The 22638-nt window shown below is 48.3% G+C and carries 18 protein-coding genes; 6 read left to right on the top strand and 12 right to left on the bottom strand.

Features of this window, described 5'->3' with window-relative positions; all coding sequences use genetic code 11:
• Nucleotides 1-130 precede the first annotated feature (130 nt).
• The 4 genes from PHH59_RS12785 to msrA form a co-directional block, all read right to left on the bottom strand.
• Nucleotides 131-775: a sigma-70 family RNA polymerase sigma factor gene (locus PHH59_RS12785; RefSeq protein ID WP_300016704.1), complete on the bottom strand. Its 645-nt coding sequence runs from the start codon at nt 773-775 to the stop codon at nt 131-133.
• 144 nt (nt 776-919) lie between these two features.
• Nucleotides 920-2224, bottom strand: a complete 1305-nt coding sequence (locus tag PHH59_RS12780) for a hypothetical protein (protein WP_300016702.1) — start codon at nt 2222-2224, stop codon at nt 920-922.
• 286 nt (nt 2225-2510) lie between these two features.
• Nucleotides 2511-4856, bottom strand: coding sequence for a hypothetical protein (locus tag PHH59_RS12775; RefSeq protein WP_300016699.1), 2346 nt, complete (start codon nt 4854-4856; stop codon nt 2511-2513).
• A gap of 670 nt (nt 4857-5526) precedes the next feature.
• The gene (gene msrA, locus PHH59_RS12770) at nt 5527-6168 is read right to left on the bottom strand and encodes a peptide-methionine (S)-S-oxide reductase MsrA (RefSeq protein ID WP_300016696.1); all 642 of its coding nucleotides are present in this window, start codon (nt 6166-6168) and stop codon (nt 5527-5529) included.
• Nucleotides 6169-6254: 86 nt separating this feature from the next.
• On the opposite strand from msrA, the gene hslO reads away from it, so the two are divergent.
• Both hslO and PHH59_RS12760 read left to right on the top strand, forming a co-directional pair.
• Nucleotides 6255-7124, top strand: a complete 870-nt coding sequence (gene hslO, locus PHH59_RS12765) for an Hsp33 family molecular chaperone HslO (RefSeq protein ID WP_300016693.1) — start codon at nt 6255-6257, stop codon at nt 7122-7124.
• Between the two features lie 17 nt (nt 7125-7141).
• Nucleotides 7142-7906: a hypothetical protein gene (locus PHH59_RS12760; protein WP_300016690.1), complete on the top strand. Its 765-nt coding sequence runs from the start codon at nt 7142-7144 to the stop codon at nt 7904-7906.
• Nucleotides 7907-7928: 22 nt separating this feature from the next.
• On the opposite strand, the gene PHH59_RS12755 is transcribed toward PHH59_RS12760, so the two are convergent.
• The 5 genes from PHH59_RS12755 to PHH59_RS12735 form a co-directional block, all read right to left on the bottom strand.
• On the bottom strand, nt 7929-8828 hold the full coding sequence (locus tag PHH59_RS12755; RefSeq protein WP_300016687.1) for a symmetrical bis(5'-nucleosyl)-tetraphosphatase: 900 nt from the start codon (nt 8826-8828) through the stop codon (nt 7929-7931).
• Nucleotides 8829-8831: 3 nt separating this feature from the next.
• A complete protein-coding gene (apaG, locus tag PHH59_RS12750; protein ID WP_300016684.1) occupies nt 8832-9209 on the bottom strand; it encodes a Co2+/Mg2+ efflux protein ApaG in 378 nt (125 codons plus the stop codon).
• Nucleotides 9210-9403: 194 nt separating this feature from the next.
• A complete protein-coding gene (gatB, locus tag PHH59_RS12745; protein ID WP_300016681.1) occupies nt 9404-10894 on the bottom strand; it encodes an Asp-tRNA(Asn)/Glu-tRNA(Gln) amidotransferase subunit GatB in 1491 nt (496 codons plus the stop codon).
• 90 nt (nt 10895-10984) lie between these two features.
• The gene (locus PHH59_RS12740) at nt 10985-11590 is read right to left on the bottom strand and encodes a Uma2 family endonuclease (protein WP_300016678.1); all 606 of its coding nucleotides are present in this window, start codon (nt 11588-11590) and stop codon (nt 10985-10987) included.
• 282 nt (nt 11591-11872) lie between these two features.
• Entirely contained in the window at nt 11873-13039 is a 1167-nt protein-coding gene (locus PHH59_RS12735; RefSeq protein ID WP_300016675.1) for a choice-of-anchor R domain-containing protein, read from the bottom strand.
• Between the two features lie 924 nt (nt 13040-13963).
• Between PHH59_RS12735 and PHH59_RS12730 the strand changes: the two genes are divergently transcribed.
• A complete protein-coding gene (locus tag PHH59_RS12730; RefSeq protein WP_300016672.1) occupies nt 13964-14638 on the top strand; it encodes a hypothetical protein in 675 nt (224 codons plus the stop codon).
• Nucleotides 14639-15478: 840 nt separating this feature from the next.
• Here the strand turns inward: PHH59_RS12730 and PHH59_RS12725 are convergent.
• The 3 genes from PHH59_RS12725 to PHH59_RS12715 all read right to left on the bottom strand — a co-directional run bounded on the left by PHH59_RS12725 (nt 15479) and on the right by PHH59_RS12715 (nt 17556).
• On the bottom strand, nt 15479-15859 hold the full coding sequence (locus tag PHH59_RS12725) for an ankyrin repeat domain-containing protein (RefSeq protein WP_300016669.1): 381 nt from the start codon (nt 15857-15859) through the stop codon (nt 15479-15481).
• Between the two features lie 175 nt (nt 15860-16034).
• Nucleotides 16035-16742, bottom strand: a complete 708-nt coding sequence (locus PHH59_RS12720) for a transposase (RefSeq protein ID WP_300016666.1) — start codon at nt 16740-16742, stop codon at nt 16035-16037.
• A gap of 121 nt (nt 16743-16863) precedes the next feature.
• Nucleotides 16864-17556 carry a choice-of-anchor E domain-containing protein gene (locus tag PHH59_RS12715; protein WP_300016661.1) on the bottom strand — a complete coding sequence of 231 codons (693 nt, stop codon included), beginning with the start codon at nt 17554-17556 and terminating at the stop codon, nt 16864-16866.
• A 513-nt stretch (nt 17557-18069) separates the two neighbouring features.
• On the opposite strand from PHH59_RS12715, the gene PHH59_RS12710 reads away from it, so the two are divergent.
• The 3 genes from PHH59_RS12710 to PHH59_RS12700 are packed head-to-tail and all read left to right on the top strand — an operon-like array spanning nt 18070 to nt 22162.
• Nucleotides 18070-18408, top strand: coding sequence for an STAS domain-containing protein (locus tag PHH59_RS12710; RefSeq protein ID WP_300016658.1), 339 nt, complete (start codon nt 18070-18072; stop codon nt 18406-18408).
• Between the two features lie 14 nt (nt 18409-18422).
• Entirely contained in the window at nt 18423-18845 is a 423-nt protein-coding gene (locus PHH59_RS12705; RefSeq protein ID WP_300016655.1) for an ATP-binding protein, read from the top strand.
• Complete coding sequence (locus tag PHH59_RS12700) at nt 18842-22162, top strand: NAD-glutamate dehydrogenase domain-containing protein (protein ID WP_300016652.1); 3321 nt, start codon at nt 18842-18844, stop codon at nt 22160-22162. The genes PHH59_RS12705 and PHH59_RS12700 overlap by 4 nt, the downstream gene beginning before the upstream one ends.
• Nucleotides 22163-22638 lie beyond the last annotated feature (476 nt).

Below are 22638 nucleotides of genomic sequence, written 5' to 3'. Positions count from 1 at the left end.
AAAGGACCCAAGGGCAACAGGAATAGTAATGTCACTATTTTTCAAATTCATACCGTGTATTTAAAATCAATTAACAGGTAGGGGGGATCGCAAGGCATTATTTTCAACAAGAATTTTGCCTTTAACCAGCCTATGGATAATCTTTACTGGCTAACAATTCCGCCAATTTTTTGCGGGCATGGAACATGCGGGTCTTGACGGTATTGACCGGACAATCGGTAATCAAGGCAATTTCTTGATAGCTGCACTGTTCATTTATCGCCAATTCAATCACGGTACGGTGTTCAAGGGATAACAACTCCATCGCCCACAGCAAATGCTCGCCCATCTCCCAGCCCATAACCGTCCGCTCTGGATTGTCGGAGCCGATCCACTCGGCATCGACGCCGGAAGGCTCTTGCCCATTTTCAGAAGGAGATGATTGGCTTAAAAAAGTTTCTTCGCATTGATGGCGGCGTTGCCGCTCCAATAGTTTCAAACCCTTGTTATGGGCAATACCGAACAACCAAGTTGAAAGCTTGCCTTGTGCCGGATCGTAACGTCCTGCCTGTTGCCAGACCGCCAGCATGACATCATTGACCGCCTCATCGACCAACTCCCGTTTTTTTAACAATTTCATCAAAAACCTGCCTATTCTGGGGGTATAGCCAAAGTACAAGTCTTCAAAAGCTTTACGATCCTGATTAGCGATCTTGCCCATCAATAATAAGCCTTGCTTTTCACTCTCTTGGGCTATTTCGTTTAGGCCTTGCGTTTGTTCGGCATGACGAATCATCGCTACTCCTGGCATCGTAGTTAAATTCGGTCATTCTACCTAAAACCAAACAAAAGTCCTTCTTAGCCTTATTTCCCCTAAAAGTTATAAGGGTTCATGCCCAACTAAAAAAAATTTGCCGACAAAAGGCCGTGCTGTTTTTTTTCAGAAGGAATATTGCAGATAAACCCAGAATTTGGACAAATCATAAGCTTGGCCGCTTTGGGTATTACGGATGAGGTTGGCAGGATTGCTGTCAGCACGATAATCGGCGTATTTGACACCCGCCAAAAGCTGCTCGCCGAAGGGCTGTTCCAGCACCACATTGACTTCGTCGCCATAGGCATACGCACACTGGTCTGCGCCAAAATGGTGGTAAGCCGCAATCAATTGGGTGCTCCCGGCAAATTTGAAGCTTAAGGTGGCAAAATAATCGCGTATGCCATCGGGTGGCGTGACGAGAAACCTATCGGCAAAGCCTTGGAACGCATGGTTAGTGCCTAGCGGCGTCTGGAATGCGTTGACACCGCCCTTACCTTCCAAGCGTTCATAACTGAATTTAACCGCCATGCTTTGCAAAAAACCGCCAACGGTAAAATTCACGCCCAATTCGGCCAGCAAATAACTGACGCTGATGGCGTTAGGATTGCTGCCGTAATCCAGTTGCCGGGCATATTCGCCGACATACAATAGCCGAGCTTTGCCCATGATTGGCTTATCGCCTTGCAGACGTAAACCCAAAGTCGCCGTCGATAAGGCCGTTGAGGTGGGTGTCGTAAAATCCAGCAAATAACTGTAAGCCTCCAATTTGGCGAATCTTAAGCCAGCGTATTGGAGATTGAATAAATGGCTGTCCATTTCAAAATGCCCGGCATCGGGGCGAGGGTTATGCCCGCCAAAAATGCGGTTGACTTGCCAAACATAGGCATAATCCAGCGTCGTGTGAGGTATAGACAAATTGAGCAAACGCAGCGAGTCGTAATTTTGCCAATTTTGCCGCCACAACACATTGCCAATATAGCGATGTAGCGGGGCTTGCCTGTGGGTGATTTCCTGACGGCCTACGGTAAACACGGTACGCGGCAAACCGCTGTAACGGAAAATCCCTTGCTGCAACTCAAAACCTTCAGGATCGGCGACGACCGCCCTTTGGCTGACGCCATTCGCGCCACCGTCGTTATACAGCTTGTCATCACCGACCACGCGCACATCCTCCACTTGCAAATATCCATCGGCATTGTGGAAAGCCCCTGTCCGATAGCCCAAGGCTGAACGCAAGGTTGACGCATACGCCGGGGCCAAGTTTGGCGTGGCATCCTCGACTGCCTCAAAACGATAGCGCAGGAAAAGGTCAAAGCGACCAGACTTAAGCGCGGACAATAGGCTGGGATCGGAGCTTGCCAGACCACTTGCCAGACCAATGGGGCAAACCAGAAACCCGATCAGGGTGGTATACAAAGCTGTTTTCACAGCGGGCCATCGCCGCATCATTGACAAACGGACTCCTAGACAAAAAAATCGGGCGGCACAGTTTTACGCTGTGCCGCCCGATAGTGGATCAGCGGTCAGTTATAAACAACAGGCCGCTAACTTAATTAACCTAAAAACCGCAACCAGTCCACGAAAATCAAGAAAGACTCGAAAGAAATCGGAATGTTGTGTTGATCTAGCTATCCACCCTTTGGATGACGGCCTACAGTTCGGTATCTCTTTGAAAATTTTCGTGTTTTTCGTGGATGAAATGATTTTTCTAGAATTAAGGCTTTCTGAAATCATCAGCGTCAGAAGTGAACGGTTTCGTACGGCCATCAATCGTATTCAGGAATTTAAGCAGATTGGCCTGCTTGGTTGCGTCCAATTGATTGGCTATCGTGCCGCCATTGAGTCCATGCTTGGCAAACACATTCGTCAATTGCAAGGCTGAACCATTATGCAAATAAGGGGCGTTAAAGCGCACACCCAACAAGGACGGTACGTTAAAGCCATCGCCACCCAATGCCTTGGTGCCATTGCCTTTTATTTCCAGCGGATTGGCACCATCGAACGTGGCGACTTTTTCCAGATACGCCAAGGTCTTGCCATCTAAAGTGAAGGATTGGATTTGCCCACCACCACCGGCGGCTAAGGTGACGCCAGGGTCACGAGGCGCACCGGCAAGCAAGGCCGGATTTTCACGATAGAGGATCTGGCTTTTCGTCCATTTTGGCCCGCCGTGGCAAGAAGCACAATTGTCCTGGAAGAGCTTACGGCCCGCTGCGACATTTCCTTGCGGCATCTGCAAAGGCCGTATGCTTTGAATCCATAAGGTTTCATCATCCAAGGCTTCGCTAACCCCTTGCGTCGGGCCATGATTAAACACCGCCGCCGGATTCGTGGTAAACCCAGTACCACCTTGGACTGCACGCGAATTGTTGTTGAAATCCGTATTGCTACCGCGCACCGCGCTCCAGTTTAACAAGCGTGTATCATGTGCCGCACTGCGTTTGGAATAGGTCGCATCCAGCGAAATGGTTTGCCGTGGGCCATCGGCGAATATCCAAGTGACGCCATCCGCCAAACCGGCGGGATGGCAGGATGCACAAGTGCTCCAGGCATTGTCCGATTGTTTGCCACGAAACGCCAAGGGATTGATGCTGCGTATCGGCAAGCTTGCCAAGCCATTGTCCGGCACACCTAAGGCCGTAAAAAATGTCAGTTTGCCCATCAACAAATTATGTTCAAAACTGCCTAATAGCGGCAAAGAAGTCGATTCAATATCCGTTGCAACCACCGTATTATTGCTTAAATTCAGCACCGACACAGAACGTCCGACCAAATTATTGGTGTAAGCGCGGCTGCCGTCACCACTGATGACAATGCCTGTCGGTATATGCCCAGTTTGCAGGCGCACAACATTGTTAGGTGCGCCGATATTCAGTTTGCCACCTACCAAACCCGCGCGTAACACATAGTTGCCACCCCGGCTGACCAAGGCGAAATTATTGGCTTTGGCATCTATGGCGACAATATCGTTGCCAAATAATTTACCCAAACTGCTAAAAGGATCGGCAGGGGCGGTTTCGGTTTTGATTTGGGCGTTCAGGTTGACGGTGTTGGCTTTGATTTCTTTCAATGAAACCGGATCGACAACATGCACCAAGGCCTGGACATTGACATTGAATTTGACCGGAGGAGCAGGGGCGGCACCGATGCTAGGCACATACAGTTTATTGTCATGGATCAGCAAGGCATGGAGCTGATTGGGAAACGCCCCTTGCGCGGCATTGACGTTATCAGGGTCGCCAGGCCCGCCCGTCACATCAGGACAGTAGACCTGGCTTTGCAAATTGGCATTGGTCAAGGGACAAAACGCGCTACGGTCTGCGGTAAAACCGGCGTCTTGAAGCGGTGACAAGGCTATTTTTTGCAAAAATACCGCAAGCCCAAAAGGAAACGCACGGACAACCCCACGTTTGCCCGTATCAAATGGCTCACCCGGCCCATTGGGGATTTGCTCGGCTAAAAACTCACTGACAAAGATAAATTCATCAGTGTCGCTGTTATTGCCATTATCGGATATGGCGACGGCATAAGGACGGTTAAAACCTGCCACCGTTTTAACCACTTTACGGGTGGCCGTGTCGATGATCGATACCGTACCCAAGGTGTGGTTGGCAACGTATAGTACATTACCCGTTGGAGTTAGCGCACAACCGCGCGGCTCAGTACCGACCACGATACGTTTTAAAATAGAAAAAGGCGTATTGCCCACATCCAATGAAATGACCACGACCGAACCGTCGGCAGTCGTGACATAAGCTTCGCTGTTATCGGGTTTCACGGCAACACATTGCGGCTCAAAACCCACTGCAATTTCCGTAACTTTTTTTAGCGAGTTGCCGCCCGTTCCGGCGGCGTTGACTTTAAAAATACTGACTGAATGGTTGTCCTGGTTGAGGTTGATCAAATGCGCCCCATCCTTGGTCAATATGATATTGGTTGACCGGCTAGGTTCGGCATAAGCCGCCTCTGTTGCAAAAACCAGCGTCAGCATCGCCGTTAATTTGGCTAAGCTAAATAGCCCCGTGCTGTAGGCCTTGTTTGCCTGCGTTTTATTGTTCATTGATTAATTCTCCAAGTGAGCGGTGTCATGCGGGTTTTGTGGATAGGTGCTTAGCACAGAACTACAAAACCCTTAAGAAATAAACCCAGGCAACACAATGTCCGCCTGAACTTTCGGAAACCATTCCGAACCCTGACAAGGGACGTTTTTATCTTGTCATTGCTAGATCATTTCCGAAACACGGGGGAAAGGTTCAAAACTATTTTGAATCATGGTGGCGGAAAAATTGGCGGACACGCTGGAACGAGATTATGAGATATGCGCTGCAATTCACATTTTTTAATGACTAACTTATTGAAAAATAGATCCAATAAATATTAAAGCCTACCGTTTTTTTAGTTCGAGAAAACGGGTTGACCTGGCGATTTGAACGAAGCAGAACGAAAGCCACAATCACAGGAACAGCAGATTGTTGGGGATATTTTGCACAAGCATTTGTATATCAAAGACAATATCATATTGATTTAATTTGCTCCTGCGACAATATGTCACATTTTTATTTGCACTATGTGTTGATATTATTAACCTAACTTTTAAAGCTCTTAGAGCTTAATGGCTGAAAGTTGCGTTATATCCTTCCTAATACTCTTGAGGCGGTTTGCAAAAACCGCCTATTTTTTTGCCCGCCGTTTTTGCATCTTAATCATAAGTTTCATTTAAAAACAATAGCTTATTTGTATAAATCGTAAGAAATACCCAAGCCGCCTAAGCCACAATAGCCTTGTGGGTCTTTGGCTAGGTATTGTTGATGGTATTCCTCCGCATAATAAAATTCGCTGGCGAGCATGATTTCGGTAGTGATTATCCCCAATCCCGCACGGCTCAGTTGTTCCTGATAATGTTGCTTGGAGGCCAATGCCATATCCAGTTGCTCTTCCGTATACGCATAAAGGCCGGATCGGTACTGGGTGCCGACATCATTGCCTTGACCCATCCCTTGGGTGGGATCGTGGGCTTCCCAAAAAATGCGTAACAAATCCATATAATGCGTTTTTGCAGGATCATAAATAACCTTGACGACTTCGTTATGGCCTGTAAATCCGGTGCATAATTCCTTATACGTCGGATTGGGCGTATAGCCGCCCATATAGCCTACCGCCGTACTATAAATGTTTGGATGCTGCCAAAACTTCCGTTCCGCCCCCCAAAAACAGCCCATCCCAAACACGGCTTGTTGCAGATGTGTAGGGAACGGCGGCGCAATCGGATTGCCCGTGACAAAATGCCGATTGTATATAGGCATAGGAATATCCCGACCCGGCAAGGCTTCGTCAGGATCAGGCAAACTTTGTTTTATATTGAATAAACTCATAATAACCCTATATGTTGACGTTGCTTTTTCCTAAGACTATCAGGAATTTGCCTTATAATAAAGCTTGGACTTTTTCTGAGGGCAACATGAGTAAGCAAGATATTTTACACCGATTTTTATTTGAAGAGCTGGGTGTGCGTGGTGAATGGGTCAAGTTAAGCCAAAGCTGGCAGGCCGCCCGCCAGCATCAACAGGGCACAGACTTTGTCCAGCAATTATTGGGACAGGCCTTGGCGGCGGTGAGCCTGTTGTCCGCCACGGTCAAATTTACCGGCTCGATGATTTTGCAAGCGCAAGGTGATGGCAACATCAAAACCTTGGTCGCCCAAGCAACCCATGACCGTAAAATCCGCGGCTTGGTGCGTAGCAATGTTGACGTTGATGGCGGCACTCTGGAAACGTTATTTGGACAAGGCCGTTTGGTGCTGACCATAGAGATGGTTGATAGTGACCCGTATCAAGGCATTGTGCCGTTAGAGGGCGAAACCCTGGCGAATGCCTTGGAAACTTATTTCCAACAATCGGAACAGCTCAAAACCCGTTTATGGTTGTTTGCCGATCAACATCATGCGGCGGGCTTGTTGCTACAGGAATTGCCCGCGCAAAAACATTTTCAGGCGGATTGGGAGCGCATCGAAATGCTCGCGGACACCATCACCCGCACGGAATTGTTGGAACTCGATTGCGAACAAGTCTTGTACCGTTTGTTCAATGAAGAAAAAGTGCGCTTGTTCGAGCCGGAACCGATTGCCTTCCAATGCGCCTGTTCACGTCCGCGTATTGAACGCACCCTGCGGGCGATGGGCAGGGCCGAACTGGAAGACATTCTCCGCGAACAACAGCAGATTGAAGTGATCTGCGAATTTTGCGGTGCACATTATCAATTTGACAAAGTCGATATAGAAAGTATTTTGACCCAGGATGGCCTGGGCATCACGTCAGAAACCCGCCATTAACCCAACATGAGCAAACCATGAAGCCAACTAAATTGATCAAACGCAGTTTTCGGGTTGTCGGCCTGTTCATTCTGGCGGCGTCATTGACTGGCTGCATATACTGGCTACGCGCTTACCAAACTTATTTACAGATGAGCGAATTTGACCGCTATTTCAAAGTGGCGGTCACCGACCAATTCACTTTGCAATTTAACGACCCCAAAATGTATAGCGAAGATTTCATCGCCCTCGCCAAGCTGTATCCCAGCGAAGATAATCTCATTAAAGACGGCAGAAGCTGGCGTTACTGGTTTCGGAAAGTCGACAAGGACAACCATCTGGTCAAGCCAGACATCAAATTTTATTCGGATATGGCTTTTAACGCAGAAAAGAAACTCACCGCCTGGTCGTTTTCATCGCTGTTTTTACAAATAGCCCCGCCGGCATTTTTGGAAGTGTCGTTGCGCTCAATTGCCGGCGGGGAGATTGACAAGGAAAATCAGTCGCTGAAAGCCAACACCGATTTAGTTGGAAAAATTAATGCCGCGTTACCCAAAAAGTCTGAAGTGCTGGCAAAATTGGGTGAGCCGCTGTCGATCCAGGATGAACCCGGGCAGGAAGTGTATCTCTACCGTTTCCTGCTCGACACGCCGCGTATCGAAGAAGGCTATGAAAAAAACGCCTTGAATGAAGTCAAGCTGAGTTTTGATAAAAAAAACCAGGAACTGATTATCATGGCGGGCAATTTCGCGGGGCTTAAGGTTTCAATTGATTACCGCAAGTTCCTTAAGGTCGCCCAATAATTGTTTTAATTCGCCGACTGTTTTAATTTGCAGAAACAGCCGCCGATGCAAGCGGCGCATCATTCGCGCAAGTGGGCGTGGGTTTTTCCATGACGCGAAGCTTGTTGGGTTTTTTCTCCCCAGGGCAGTCGATGCTGAACCGCTCCACCGGCTCACCCAGCTTGATCGCAGTCAATTGCCCCCCCCAAAGACAACCGGTATCAATCGCATAACAATTGTCACCTTCGTAATAGCCCAGCGTCGACCAATGTCCACAGATGATACGCATATCCGCATTTTGTCGGCCGGGGACTTGGAACCACGGCATCAAGCCCCTAGGTTGAGAACCGATAGGGCCACTGTTGGCAAAATCCAAACGGCCTTCGGCATCGCAGTAGCGCATCCGTGTAAAACAATTGACAATGAAGCGTAAACGGGACATGCCTTTTAAGTTGGCTGACCACATATTGGGCTTATTACCGTACATTTGTTTCAAAAATATCGCGTAATCAGGGCTTTTTAACGTGCCCTCCGCCAGCGCGGCCATTTTCTGGGTTTTGTTAAAATCCCATTGCGGCGGCAAGCCAGCATGGATCATGCAAAAACCCTGATCGTAATGGAACAATGGACGGAAGCGTAGCCAATCTATCAATTCACCACAATCAGGTGCTTCCAATATCGGTGTGAGCGCGTCTTTTTTGTTGGCTATTTTGGGGGAGCAAGAAGCCGCCAGCAAGTGCATGTCATGGTTGCCCAGCACTATAACCGCCGCGTCGCCCAGCCCTTTGACAAAACGCAGGGTTTCCAGGGATTTCGGGCCACGGTTGACCAAATCCCCGGCAAACCATAATTGGTCGGTAGTGTTATCGAATGCGATTAAGTCCAGCAGCTTTAATAAATCATCAAAACAGCCTTGAACGTCGCCAATAGCGTAGATAGCCATTTGTTAATGCAGAGTCCTGGGTATGGATAGGGTAAATTTAGGGATCATCGCGTTGAACTGCCCGCCATCATCAGAGCGCATCGTATATTCGCCTTGCATCGTGCCAACGGGTGTTTCCAACATCGCACCACTGGTGTATTGGAACATTTCCCCCGGCTTAAGATAAGGCTGCTCGCCAATCACGCCCTCACCCCGGACTTCTTGGATTTTGCCGTTAGCATCCGTGATCAGCCAATGCCGGCTTAACAGTTTGGCGGGTTCAGTACCATGATTGGTAATCGTAACGGTGTAGGCAAAAACATAGCGATGCTGCTGCGGCGCAGATTGCGAGGCTAAGTAATGCGGTGTGGCTTCAACAACAATTTTTTGTTTTTCGTTCATTACAAATTTAACAAAATCTGGAGGACATAGGATGTTTTCTATTTCATCGTAACTTGCAGCGAAACGCAAGCCCAGTTAAATGCGTGGCGATAGCGGCAACATAAAACGCTCCAATATTAGGGAATAAAAATGATGGAGAAATCAGGATTGCTAAAAAACCATTGCGTATTCAACAAACGCATATAAGCCCTTGCTCATTTCTTCAATTTACCAAGCAACATTTTATTCACCTCCGCCGGATTCGCCTTGCCCTGCATGGCTTTCATCACTTGCCCGACAAAAAAGCCAAACACTTTGTCGTTGCCGTTTTGATACTGTTCAACCTGCTTGGCGTTATCGGCGATGATTTGGTCGATCACCGCTTCAATCGCCCCGGTGTCGGTGATTTGTTTCAAGCCTTTGGCTTCGATGATGCCGTCAGCAGTTGAATCCGGCGTTTGCCAAAGCTCTTCAAACACTTGCTTGGCGATTTTGCCGGAAATGGTGCCGTCGTTGATCCGCGCCAACAAGCCCGCCAATTGACTGGCACTGACGGGCGAACCGGTAATTTCCAAATCGGCTTTGTTGAGCGCGGCGGACAATTCGCCTGTCACCCAGTTGGCACACAACTTGGCTTCGCAACCCGCGACCGCCAGGGATGGTGGAAGTGCGGCGGCGGGTCGGGAACCCGCGCCGCATTCGGCGACCACGGCTTCAAAATAATCCGCCAATGGACGTGATGAAGTCAAAATCACCGCGCTTTCATTATCAAGCTGGTATTGGTCTTTGAAGCGTTGTTTTTTGGCTTCGGGCAATTCCGGTAACGTGGTTTTGACTTGTGCCTTAAATTCTTCGGTGATGACCACGGGCAACAAGTCCGGGTCGGGGAAGTAGCGGTAATCGTTGGCTTCTTCCTTGCTACGCATGGCGCGGGTTTCGTCTTTATTGGCATCATACAGACGGGTTTCCTGCACGACTTTGCCACCGTTTTCGATCAGTTCGATTTGCCGCTCGACTTCATGGTTAATGGCTTTTTCAACAAATTTGAAAGAGTTGATGTTTTTGATTTCGGCACGGGTGCCGAATTCGGCTTGCCCAAGCGGACGCACGGAGACGTTGGCATCACAGCGGAACGAGCCTTCCTGCATATTGCCGTCACAAATCCCCAGATAACGCACCAGTTCATGCAGTTTGCGCATGTAAGCCACGGCTTCTTTGGCGGAGCGCATGTCCGGTTCGGAAACGATTTCCAGCAACGGCGTACCGGCGCGGTTCAAGTCGATGCCGCTCATGCCGTGGAAAGTTTCGTGCAGGGATTTGCCCGCGTCCTCTTCCAAATGCGCACGGGTGATGCCAATGCGTTTGGTTTCGCCATCGACTTCAATATCCATGTGTCCGTTACCGACTATCGGTAAATCCATCTGGCTGATTTGGTAGCCTTTGGGTAAATCTGGGTAGAAATAATTTTTCCGCGCAAACACCGAACGCGGGGCAATGTCCGCGTCTATCGCCAAACCAAACATTACGGCTTTTTCTACGGCGGCCTCGTTCAACACCGGCAATACGCCGGGAAAACCCAAATCCACCGCGCAAGCCTGGGTGTTAGGATCAGCACCGTAGGCAGTGGATGCGCCGGAAAAGATTTTTGAATGGGTGGACAATTGGGTGTGGATTTCTAGGCCGATAACGGTTTCCCAGGTGGTCATAGTCGGTGTATTCCTTATTATTGAGGCATTCTAAAATAGCCATGCTTGGCGACTGAATTTCGGTAGCCATGCCGGAATGGCGTTAATGGGTTATTCGGCAAACACGTCTGCCAAGTCGATATTCAAATCGGGGAAAAGATATGGTATGGCAATATCATCTTCGGCGTACATGGCCTGTAATTGGTACTTGTCGGTTTCCGGGTTCAGCACAAACTGGTAGACCGATTGTTCATAAGGGTAAACCAGCCAATATTCACTCACGCCGTTTTCTTGATAAAGCTGGTATTTCAGTTGCACTTCCCGCTTGCTATTGCCAGGCGACAACACCTCAATAATCCAATCGGGCGCACCATTACAGCCTTGCGTGGTGAGTTTTTCAGGGTCACAAACCACGCATAAGTCCGGCTGCATGACGGTGAAAATTTCGCTGTCCGCTAAACGTGATTTTCGGCTATCGTACAGGCTGACATCAAAAGGCGCATAAAACAATTGGCAGGGCTTTTTATGGAAATAATTAAACAACGCCCCGCCCAAATTAGTGACAATCCGCTGATGCTTCACATTCGGCGCGGGGGTCATCAGCATGATTTTCCCGCGTATCAACTCCACCGACTCTTCCAGCCGCCAGGTCAGATAATCGGCATAACTGTAAGTGGCGTTTAAATCCAGTTGGGACAATTGCGTGATAGCTGTCATAACACCTCGGATTAACAGATTACGGTTACGTTGCCGTGGTCAAATTTTCTGTATTATAAGCCAAATCGATGGCCTATCGGCTACTGCCCAATTTAAATCACCCTTGGCACTAAAGCAAATGACTGAACCGACTATCACCTGCCCAAACTGCACCATTGAAATTCGCCTGACCGAATCGCTGGCTGCACCGCTCAGCGCTAAATTCCCTTTCGACCATCGAACCCGTCGCTAAAAGCGAATACGGCGGCAACGTCCTGCAACGCGTTATCAGCCCTACGGGCCTTAAGACCGGGCCATGCGGTGCCTGCCGAAACCATAGGCCGCGATTCCCGCCATCAACAGGGCGATGCTGCCAGGTTCCGGGACACTGGTCGGCCCGCTGGGGATATCCACGGCGCTGACTAGCATCTGGTAAGGCCCGCCGCTATTAGGATACTCGCCCAGCTTATTGGAATAACGCTCGCCGGCCACGCCCGTCCCGCTAATGTCGGTCGACCACGACCAGTTTGCCGAGGAACCGCTGGAAGCGGCGACTTTGATCCAATAGCGGGTGTCGGCCGCCAAATCGATGATCCCAAAACCAGACAGATCGACCAGCTTCAGCGTGTTGTCCAACAGGCTGTCGCTGATTGTCCCCAAGTTGGCCAAGAACGAACCCGATTTGAAGGAACTATCGCTGAAGAGTGAAACCGTCAGACTCCCCGTCGAGCCAAGGTTGGCACGGGAGAGCGCCAGCTTCACATCGCTCAGCCGTTCTGCCTTGGGACTGAAGAAGGAGTCGGCGATGGGGCCTAAGCCATTGACCGGATTGATAGAATCGACACCGGAGGATTTGGCCAAGGCCGAGTTGTCGAACAGGCTGTTGTAAGTCGCGGTGGTGACCTGCATCTGGTAAGGGCCGCCGCTATTGGGATACTCGCCCAGTTTATTGGCATAACGCTCGCCCACCACGCCCGTCGTTCCGCTGAGGTTTGACGACCACGACCAGCTTGCCGAGGAATTGGCGGAACCTGCGACCTGAATCCAGTAACGACTGCCGATGGTCAGGTTGACCGGAGAGAAATTAGAGAAATCATACGTTCTGAGCGTGCCGTCCAAGGTGCTGTCATTGAACGTCCCCAAGGTGGCCACGGTCGAGCCGGGCGTGAAGGCGTTATCGCTGAGGAGCGAAACCGTAAAACTCCCCGTCGAGCCGAGGTTGGCACGGGACAGATCCAGCTTAATATCGGTCAGCCGGTTCCCGGCACTGGCGGTAAAGGAATCAGCCGCAGGGCCTATGCCGATAACGGGATTGATGGAGTCCACGCCGTTGGAGCGGGATAGGTCGAGATTGTCGTAGGCGACTGTCGCCGCTTGTGCCATTGTCGATGCGATGCAAGCAGAACCGAGTCCGAAGATGCCGATAGCCACGCGAATGGCGCTGGTGGCGGAAGATTGGTTGATGGACATAGCGGCTCCAGAAAATATTAAGGTTGCAAACACAACAAGCTAGGCAGGGTTGGCGCGGATCTATCGCGCCCACCGATTGCTCCCGGTTCCCGGTAGGCAAGCAAAAAGACGCTTGCCCACTCTACACTCGGCTTATCTTGTGGAGTCTAACGTTACGGTAAGGGTGCCCGCTTGAGTGCCTTAAGCGAAGCCGCTTACCCGTGAAAAAAACAAACTTAGCCAGACGGAATGGCGAACAGTCCTGTGACTGACTTGTTATGTCTTAACAGCAGGATTATAGGCGAATTTATAAAAATAAACGTATAAATACATAACTACTCCGCCCCCTTGAAAAAACATAAAAACTCAAGCCTTGTAGATACCGTGCCACATGGGCTATGTTGCATCGGTTTCGAATTGCGATGGTGCGAAGTGTACGAGAACCCTTATCTGGTGTTGTTGAAATCGATGAATGCCTAGCTCGTAGGCTGGGATGACGCAAGGAATCCCAGCATTTTGGCTTCTAAGCCTGCGCGGTCATTAATCGGTTCGCTATTTGATATAGCACACGGATTACCAGGAAGTTGGTGCGGAAATCGGGCGTATCGCGCCAGCGGTGTTGGCTGGGGCTAATCCGGCGAAAATACCTGTCAAAGCTTTTGTCCCCAAACGCATCCAAATTGAATGAGAAAGTCCGTAGCGGTTTGAGGGATGTTTGACGAAGATTTATATCGGGAAGCCAGTGTGCTTATTCAGGTGGACGGGACGGAGAAGAGAGTGGTGCATTAACGTTTGGATAATAAATATCCATTGCCCGCCATTAGTTTTTAATATTATTATGACTGGGCTAGGCTCACTATACAGGTCAAGCACGAGCCATTTGGCCAAATAACTGAAGATTCCCAATTCCACAATTTAAACACTCTACATATAACCAGAAACGATATGGCTTCAACAACGAAAATTTTTTTTGCAAAGGGCGAGCTTGATGAGCTTTCTTTACATCATGGCACTGATAAATCAAGTGATCGCCATGACTATATGCGGTTTTATGAGTTTTATTTTTCAAAATTTAAAGAGGATAGCTTTACCTTGCTTGAGCTAGGAGTTGGCCCACAGCGGAATAAAGGCAAATCATTGCTGACTTGGCGTGATTATTTTCAAAATGCCAATATCGTCGGGGTTGATATTCGGCCTGATGCAAAAACTGTAGAAACGGAGCGTGTTGATATTGAAATAGGGGATTTGAGTTCCTTAGATTTTCTTTCTATGTTGGCAAAAAAATATCCCTCCAACAAAATTGTTATTGATGATGCCAGCCATTTCTGGTCGCATCAGATACTTTCTTTTGAAATACTTTTTCAAACTGTGGCGGATGGAGGTATATTTGTTATTGAAGATATAAACACCAGTTTTTCGCCTAAAAATGAAGGGGCTCATGCAGATTCTTATGAAGATGCATTTACCTATTTCAGCCGTTTGACTTATTTGGTGGGTGGGCGTGGAAAAAAACATCTGAGTTATCAAATGAGCCGTCCAGCACCTATACAAATTGCTTTGGCAAAAAAAATTGATGCCATCTGTTTTCAAGGTGACACAATTATAATCGTTAAAAAATAAGTGCTTCATTGTTTGCCATCACTGCAAATAAGCTCGTAGGCTGGGATGACGCAAGGAATCCCAGCATTTTGGCTATAAATAACTGGGGTCAGAGTAAACTTATATATCACTGATCCGTCCTTTTCTTCCGCCAACCGACAGGCCTACCCATTTTTTGGGCGGTCATCCGCCGACCGCTCAAATTTTCTATTTCCGCTTTAAATCGCTCGCTGCCAAGCGCCATGCCTTTGTTTACTGGGGAATTCCGATTGGACACGCGCGGGCCAGTCTCGCCATTTGTTTTTCCCGAAGTCGATAGATATAAACATCAACAGTATAGCAGGGGGTTAAGTTTACTCTGACCCCAGTTATTCTGGATATTTATCTGAGAATTGTTCAGGTGTAGGCATTGGAGTACTAAATGTCTTTCTTTCAAGAACGAAGGCATCCGTTTCCGAATAATTTAACGGTGAAGAATGAGAAACCTCGTGTTCTATTGTCGAACCCAAAGAACCGCACTGTTTTTTATTAAAGGCATTTTTTAGATAAATTGTTGGATCGTTGTTGGCACCACAATAATCCAATCCTTGGTTTGGTGCACGACAAGCCCGCGTAGGGCGCATTAGCGATAGCGTAATGCGCCGGATGTTTGAACGCCAACATGCGGTGCAATACGGCTATCGCCTATTGCACCCTACGGTATGCGCCTTACGGGTTGTAAGTTATTGATAGTTCGTAGTCGGTGCGTAACATCAGTTATCATATTCAAAACGCCTGTGTGTTATTTTGCAAGACCTGACCCCATATTTTTTCTCGAACGATGCGGTTCGTACCTCACCGCATCCTACGTGCTAACCTGACTTATGATTTGCAAGCATTCATTGCAGATAAAAGTATTGCCTTAATGTTTGTCCCATCATCACTCATTACAAAGTCTATTGCGTAATCACCATAATCATTTTTTATCATTGGATTAGCACCGGCTTTCAGAAGAGCGGAGACAACTTTTTCATGCTTTTTCGATGCTGCATCGTGTAAAGGAGTGTTTCCAATATCCCCTCTAACATTTATATCAACATCCGTATTCAGCATTATTATTAATTCATCTATGTCGCCTCCATAACTTGCTATATGTAATGGGGTTTCTTCATCAATACCAGCTTGATCAAATCTCAAAAGATTAACCTGTTCAAAAGAATCCATTTCCTGATATTTTTTCAAAAGAAGATATTTATTTGTCATCTGCACTACACCTTAATTATGGGCAATCTTTAGCCCGCGTAGGGCGCATTAGCGATAGCGTAATGCGCCGGATGTTTGAACGCCAACATGCGGTGCAATACGGCTATCGCCTATTGCACCCTACGGTATGGAATAACTGGGGTCAGAATAACTGGGGTCAGAGTAAACTTATATATCACTGATCCGTCCTTTCCTTCCGCCAGCCGACAGGCCTACCCATTTTTTTGGCGGCCATCCGCCGACCGCTCAAATTTTCTATTTCCGCTTTAAATCGCTCGCTGCCAAGCGCCATGCCTTTGTTTACCGCCAGCCGGATATCTTCCAGCAATGCCCCGTCAACATGATGCCTGGATAATTCACGGTAACCGGCTTGCCTCCCGTTTGCATCCTGGCCTAACGCAAGGTATACGGCATGGGGCGTACAGAGTCCTGATGCTTTTCCTAATGCGTTTACCGGGTAGCTCGACCAGGCATAATCGGACGGTTGCCCTACCATCCCGGCCCTGACCGGATTCAACTCGATGTAACGATAAAGTTGCATGAGGTAAGTTTCTTCCTGCACCAGACAGGATTTGAACCGCCCTTCCCAAAGCGTCCCCGTCCGCTTGTGGCTGAAATTGAAATAGCGCACATAGTGCCTGCCCAGTGACTGCATCATGTGGCTAACCGCATTTTGGCCCCGCGGCGTACACAGCAAATGGACATGGTTGGTCATCAATACCCAGGCATGAATATCCACCTGGTATTTCTTTGAGTGGCCTTCCAGCCAACCCGCATAAGCTGCGAAGTCTTGCTCGTTGGCGAAGCAGACCTGTCGGTTGTTGCCACGTTGGATCACATGCTGAGGAATTCCGATCGGACACGCGCGGGCTAGTCTCGCCATTTGTTTTTCCCGAAGTCGATAGATATAAACATCAACAGTATAGCAGATGTTTAAGTTTACTCTGACCCCAGTTATTTTTTAAAATTGCGGATTGCTTGGGCAATCCGCAATCAAGCCAAATTTATGCGGCTTTACGGCGACGTAAAGCTGCAAATGCTGCAACACCAACACCGATCAAGCTCAAGCTAGTTGGAGCAGGAAGGCTTGGAGGTGGTGCTAGATCGTATTCATAAGAAATTGATGCGCCACAACCAGCGGTTGTTGTTTGACTTGTAGCGATATTGCCGCCGCCGCCAGTTACTGCTACACCTGATAATGAATTACAGCCAACATCAAATGTACCACCGCCAGCATTTTGGAAATTGCCTAAGAAACCACCAAACGCACTGGTTGTTAATAAATCACTGTCGGTAAATGGCCCGTATGAAGCATTCGCACTACTTCCTAATGTTTGGAAGCCCGTAGTGGCAGTCAAAATCACTAACGGATTACTCAATGTGGTTAATGCGGCTTGGATTGCTCCATTGGTGGAACTGTAGAACAGGTTTACAGTAGAATCGATTTTAAATGTTTGGCTTTGCGCCGCATTGTTTGTTGCATTGAATGAAGTTGTGCCTGAGCCTGTGAACGTGAAGGTTACTCCTGTCAGAATACCTAACGTGGAGTCAAACAAGTTCAATAAGCCAGTTTGGTTAATTTCAGTGGTCTGTTCGGCATTGGTGAAGCTGCCGCCAGATAGGGAAAGGGCTTGTGAGCTGGTTGCAAAGCTTGATGACCCCAAGGCTAATGAAGCCATTAGTAAATATTTATTCATGATAGTTCTCTCTGTGGTTTGGTTAAAATTGCGACATTTGAAAAATGACAATCGCCCTCTATAACAAGCAATATGAGTGCCAAAAAATCTTTATTTATATGAAATAAGTATATAGCATATTTTTTTGGGGCTTGTTAGTTAGGCATGTAAAAAAATCTGACGATGAAATAACTGGGGTCAGAGTAAACTTATATATCACTGATCCGTTCTTTTCTTCCGCCAGCCGACAGGCCTACCCATTTTTTTGGCGGCCATCCGCCGACCGCTCAAATTTTCTATTTCCGCTTTAAATCGCTCGCTGCCAAGCGCCATGCCTTTGTTTACTGAGGAATTTCGATTGGACACGCGCGGGCCAGTCTCGCCATTTGTTTTTCCCGAAGTCGATAGATATAAACATCAACAGTATAGCAGGGTGTTAAGTTTACTCTGGCCCCAGTTATTTCGATGGAAGCAGTTTTTGCTTAAGCTCCAGCTAGTGGTATAACAACTGAAATCTTCTTAGGAAAACCCACCATGAACTTCAAGCAGGAAACCATCAATGGATGCCAAGTGCTGTCCATTCAGGACGAACGTATCGACGCGCATAATTCAGCGGGCTTAAAAGCTGAATTGTTGCAACGGGTCGAGCAGGGCGGCGAACCCATCATTGTGCAATTGGAGCAAGTGCGTTTTATCGACAGTTCCGGTCTGGGGGCGTTGTTGTCCGGGCATAAACAGGCGGTCGCCAAATCCGGCAGGTTGATTTTGGTCAATATCCAGCCACCGGTGCTGGCGATGTTTGAAATCACGCGCCTAAACCGGGTGTTTGAGATTTATGCCGATCTCAATGAAGCCCTTGCCACGCAAGCATAATACAGAGCCGCGCCATGAGTCCTGCGATCATTCAAGTCGATGTCATTATCCCCACGCAAACCCGTTATCTTGACCTTATCGGCAGCATTGGCGAGCGTATCGCCAAAGAGCTGGATAGCTATTCGGGGGACCGCAACGCGCTGGCTTACCATCTCAATCTGGTTTTGACGGAAGCCACCGCCAACGCCATCAAACATGCACAGGACAAAGATCCCAAAGACACGGTCAGGATTTGCATACACATCGAAGAACGGCAACTGACGATAAAAGTTTATGACCACGGCCAAGGATTTGATTTGGAAGAAGTGCCGGCACCGGATTTCGAGCATCCTAAAGAAAACGGCATGGGCTTGTTTTTCATCAGGACTTTTATGGATTCGGTCACCTATACACGGCAAACCGACGGCAATGTGTTGGAAATCATCAAGTATTTATGACCACAATGGCACAGCACCCATCTTGGCAAACCCGGCTTGGACAATTGGCGGCAAAAGCCATCGGCAAAGCCAGTGCAGACCAGCTCATCCAGTGCTATCAAACGCTGTTCAGTAGCGAATACCAGATTTTGGTATCGCCACGTTACGCCTTGCAAGACCTGCTACATTTGCAGAAACTGGGCGGTGCGGATGCACAAAGCGTCAGTCTGTTAAGACCTTGCCAAGGCGTCGAACATTTTCGTCTGCATTTTTACAGCCAACAAGAGCGGTTTCTTGATGAATACATCCCGCTTTTGGAAAACTTGAACCTGCGGGTGATGGATCAAGTGCAATTTCGGCTATTCGCGGATGATAAATTGTTTTTTATCAAAAGCTTCACCATCCACGCCGCGAAAATCCCGCATGAGGATTTCCCGAGATTGCGTAGCCGGATCTTGGCGACCTTGCAAGCGGTGATGGACGGCAAAATCGAAAATGACCCGCTCAATAAATTGTGCGTATTGGCGGGTTTGCCTTGGCAAGACATTGATTTGCTACGCGCTTACCGCAATTATTTTTTGCAGCTAGACCACCACACCAGCCGGATCAGCGTCCACCATGCCTTGACTGGCCATGCTGAAGTGGCAAAAGGTTTATGCCTTTATTTTGACGCGCGTTTCCGGCCTAATCCTGAGTGGCAAGACCCGATGCGCCGCGAAGAACAGGCGTTGTTCCCGTTGCGTTTGCAATTGTTGGACAGCCTGAAAAGCGTTACCGACATGAACGCCGACCGTATTTTGCGGACTTTGTTTAATCTGATCGACGCGACCATGCGTAGCAATTTTCATGTCCGTCGTGATGTAGATGATTATTTTATCTCTTTTAAAATCAATAGCCTGGGTGTTATCGACATGCCCATGCCAAAACCGCAGGCCGAGATTTACGTTCATGCCGTCGATATGGAGGGTATCCATTTGCGCGGCGGCAAAATCTCACGCGGCGGCATCCGTTGGTCTGACCGTCCTGATGATTTCCGCACCGAAATTTTGGGGCTGATGCAAACCCAAATCAGCAAAAACGCGCTGATTATCCCTACGGGGGCGAAAGGTGGTTTTGTCGTCAAAAAGAACGGCGGCAAGCTGGATTTTCGCGCCGCCGGCAAGCAAGCTTATCTCAAACTGATGCACGGTTTGCTGGATTTGACGGATAACTGGGTGGACGGACATATCGTCGCACCGCCTAATCTGGTGGTTTACGATGATCCTGATCCGTATCTGGTGGTGGCGGCGGACAAAGGCACGGCGGCGTTTTCCGACATTGCCAATGGCGTTGCCGACGAATACCAATTCTGGCTGGGCGATGCGTTTGCCAGCGGCGGCTCGCATGGTTATGACCATAAGGCTTTAGGGATAACGGCGCGGGGAGCATGGGAATGTGTCAAACGGCATTTTCGGGAAATTGGCACAGACATCCAAAACCAGGCTTTTACCGTGGTCGGCATCGGTAGCATGGATGGCGATGTGTTTGGCAATGGCATGATGTTGTCGCCGCACATTCGCTTACTGGCGGCATTTAGCGGCCAGCATATTTTCATCGATCCCAATCCACCTGCTGATGACCGTGCGATTAACGAACGTAAACGTTTGTTTAACTTGGCGGGTTCGAGTTGGAATGATTATGGCCGTAGTTTGATTTCCGCTGGTGGTGGCGTGTATGCGCGTAGCGACAAAGATATTCCCATCTCCGCTGAACTCAAGGAATGGCTAGGCCTACGCTATAAAACCTTGGACGGCGAGGCATTGATCCGGGCCTTGTTGGCCGCTCCCGCAGATTTGTTGTGGTTGGGCGGCATCGGCACTTATGTCAAGGCCAGCAGCGAGAAACACGAGGAAGTCGGCGACCGCAGCAATGACAATGTCCGCATCAACGCCGCCGAATTGCAGGCCAAGATTGTCGGCGAAGGCGCGAATTTGGGCTTCACGCAAAAAGCGCGGATTGAATTTGCCTTGCGTGGCGGGCGCATCAACACCGATGCCGTGGACAATTCGGCGGGCGTGGACACTTCCGATCATGAGGTGAATTTAAAAATCCTGCTCAAGGGCTTGCAGAAAAGAAATCTTATCAACGATTACCAAGCCTTGTTCACGGATATGACCGACGCGGTTTGCCAATTGGTGTTGGCGAACAATATCGCCCAAAGTTTGTGCCTATCGCTGGAGCAATGCCGAAGTGAAGGCCAGGCCGAAGCTTATCTGCATCTTGCCGAACACTTGGAAGCGGCGGGTTTTCTTGATAAGGCCGTGGAATCGTTTCCGCCCAACAAAGCCATTTTGACGCGGCCTACGCAAACCCTCACCCGCTCCGAATTTGCCGTGTTGTTGGCTGCCAGCAAACGCTATCTGACCTCCCAAATCCAACACCAAGCCGAATTATTGCATGACGATTGTTGCGGTTGTTATTTGCAGGCTTATTTCCCCGCACAAATTGTTGGGCAATATCAAACGCATCTCAGCAGCCATCCTTTGGCGAAAGAAATCAAAGCCACGATGATCAGCAATAAAATCATCAACCAAGCGGGTTGTGGATTTTTAAACCTCGCCGCCGAAACCGACAATGTGCTGGATGCAGTCAGTTGTTATTTGAGTTTTGACAGGATTTTTGACGGCGACACCCTGCGGGCCGCAATTGCCGCGTTGGACAACCAGCTTTCCGCCGGTTCGCAATACTTTTGCTGCCTGCAATTGGAAAATACCTTGCTGACGGCTTGCCAATGGACTTTGGCGCATGGGCAGCCGCTACGCCCTGACGCGGGAACCTTGGCACAATATCGGAGCTATTTCGAAGATTACCGTGGTTATGTCAAACAAAACTCCAGCTTGTTGTACATGACACAATGCCAGGAACATCAACAAGCGGGCGTTCCGCTTGGGTTGGCGGAAGATTTGGCGGTGCTGGCCTGTATGGACGATTTCGCGTTCATGGTCGCCTTGGCGGGCAACACCCAGAAAATCGCCACGATTTTGGCTTTGTACCATGAGCTTAGTGAGTTTTTAGGTATAGACGCTGTGCTGGCGCGGTTGGCAAAAGTGCCGTTGCATACCGTGTGGGAGCATACCGTCGCCCGTGATTTGCAAGCTGACATCAAGCAAACCACGGGCAAAATGATCAAACAAATGCTGGTCAGCCGCATTTACCAATGCGCCGATTATTTTACGATGACGGCAGGCAACCCATCCTTGGCAAACTATAGGCGGGTTTATCAGGAGGTAAATAACACCCCGCTTGCGGATTTATTGCCGTTTGTGGTCTTAGGTAAAGCCTTGGCAAAGCTGGTTTAAGCTTTGGTGCATTATTGGATTTTAAGGTCGTGGGATCCGGGCTTGATCCATAAGGTTGTCTATTCCGGTTAAATCCTCTGGTAGAAAAATGCTCTTGGTAAGAGGTGGTAAATCCCGGTATGTTTTAATTATTAGCGCGACCAGACGGACAAGCTCCCAATTTGCTCAGGTAGATGTTTACTAATTCATTTAAGGCCATTTTTCCAAATTGTGAGATAGCCACCAGTTTTTTGTTAAAACTAACAGATTTTTTTGTGATAGGTATCCCGCTTTTTTGAAAAATATATGCCAATTTTTTGTTATAAAAATAACCAATTGATATTTTTAACTTTTTTAAAAAATCAATTTAATAAATGTTAAATGTTAAATGTTAAATGTTAAATGTTAAATGTTAAATGTTAAATGTTAAATGTTAAATGTTAAATGTTAAATGTTAAATGTTAAATGTTAAATGTTAAATGTTAAATGTTAAATGT

Source organism: Methylovulum sp. (genome assembly GCF_028687615.1).
Taxonomy (GTDB): domain Bacteria; phylum Pseudomonadota; class Gammaproteobacteria; order Methylococcales; family Methylomonadaceae; genus Methylovulum.
This window is presented reverse-complemented; position numbering and strand designations above follow the sequence as displayed.

Bases quoted from the DNA above. Each gene is read 5' to 3' on its own strand.
- PHH59_RS12785 (WP_300016704.1), bottom strand. From the start codon at position 775: ATGATTCGTCATGCCGAACAAACGCAAGGCCTAAACGAAATAGCCCAA.
- hslO (WP_300016693.1), top strand. From the start codon at position 6,255: ATGAGTAAGCAAGATATTTTACACCGATTTTTATTTGAAGAGCTGGGT.
- PHH59_RS12705 (WP_300016655.1), top strand. From the start codon at position 18,423: ATGAGTCCTGCGATCATTCAAGTCGATGTCATTATCCCCACGCAAACC.
- PHH59_RS12715 (WP_300016661.1), bottom strand. From the start codon at position 17,556: ATGAATAAATATTTACTAATGGCTTCATTAGCCTTGGGGTCATCAAGC.
- PHH59_RS12755 (WP_300016687.1), bottom strand. From the start codon at position 8,828: ATGGCTATCTACGCTATTGGCGACGTTCAAGGCTGTTTTGATGATTTA.
- PHH59_RS12775 (WP_300016699.1), bottom strand. From the start codon at position 4,856: ATGAACAATAAAACGCAGGCAAACAAGGCCTACAGCACGGGGCTATTT.
- PHH59_RS12735 (WP_300016675.1), bottom strand. From the start codon at position 13,039: ATGTCCATCAACCAATCTTCCGCCACCAGCGCCATTCGCGTGGCTATC.
- PHH59_RS12725 (WP_300016669.1), bottom strand. From the start codon at position 15,859: ATGACAAATAAATATCTTCTTTTGAAAAAATATCAGGAAATGGATTCT.
- PHH59_RS12700 (WP_300016652.1), top strand. From the start codon at position 18,842: ATGACCACAATGGCACAGCACCCATCTTGGCAAACCCGGCTTGGACAA.
- PHH59_RS12720 (WP_300016666.1), bottom strand. From the start codon at position 16,742: ATGGCGAGACTAGCCCGCGCGTGTCCGATCGGAATTCCTCAGCATGTG.
- msrA (WP_300016696.1), bottom strand. From the start codon at position 6,168: ATGAGTTTATTCAATATAAAACAAAGTTTGCCTGATCCTGACGAAGCC.
- gatB (WP_300016681.1), bottom strand. From the start codon at position 10,894: ATGACCACCTGGGAAACCGTTATCGGCCTAGAAATCCACACCCAATTG.
- PHH59_RS12710 (WP_300016658.1), top strand. From the start codon at position 18,070: ATGAACTTCAAGCAGGAAACCATCAATGGATGCCAAGTGCTGTCCATT.
- PHH59_RS12730 (WP_300016672.1), top strand. From the start codon at position 13,964: ATGGCTTCAACAACGAAAATTTTTTTTGCAAAGGGCGAGCTTGATGAG.
- PHH59_RS12740 (WP_300016678.1), bottom strand. From the start codon at position 11,590: ATGACAGCTATCACGCAATTGTCCCAACTGGATTTAAACGCCACTTAC.
- PHH59_RS12760 (WP_300016690.1), top strand. From the start codon at position 7,142: ATGAAGCCAACTAAATTGATCAAACGCAGTTTTCGGGTTGTCGGCCTG.
- apaG (WP_300016684.1), bottom strand. From the start codon at position 9,209: ATGAACGAAAAACAAAAAATTGTTGTTGAAGCCACACCGCATTACTTA.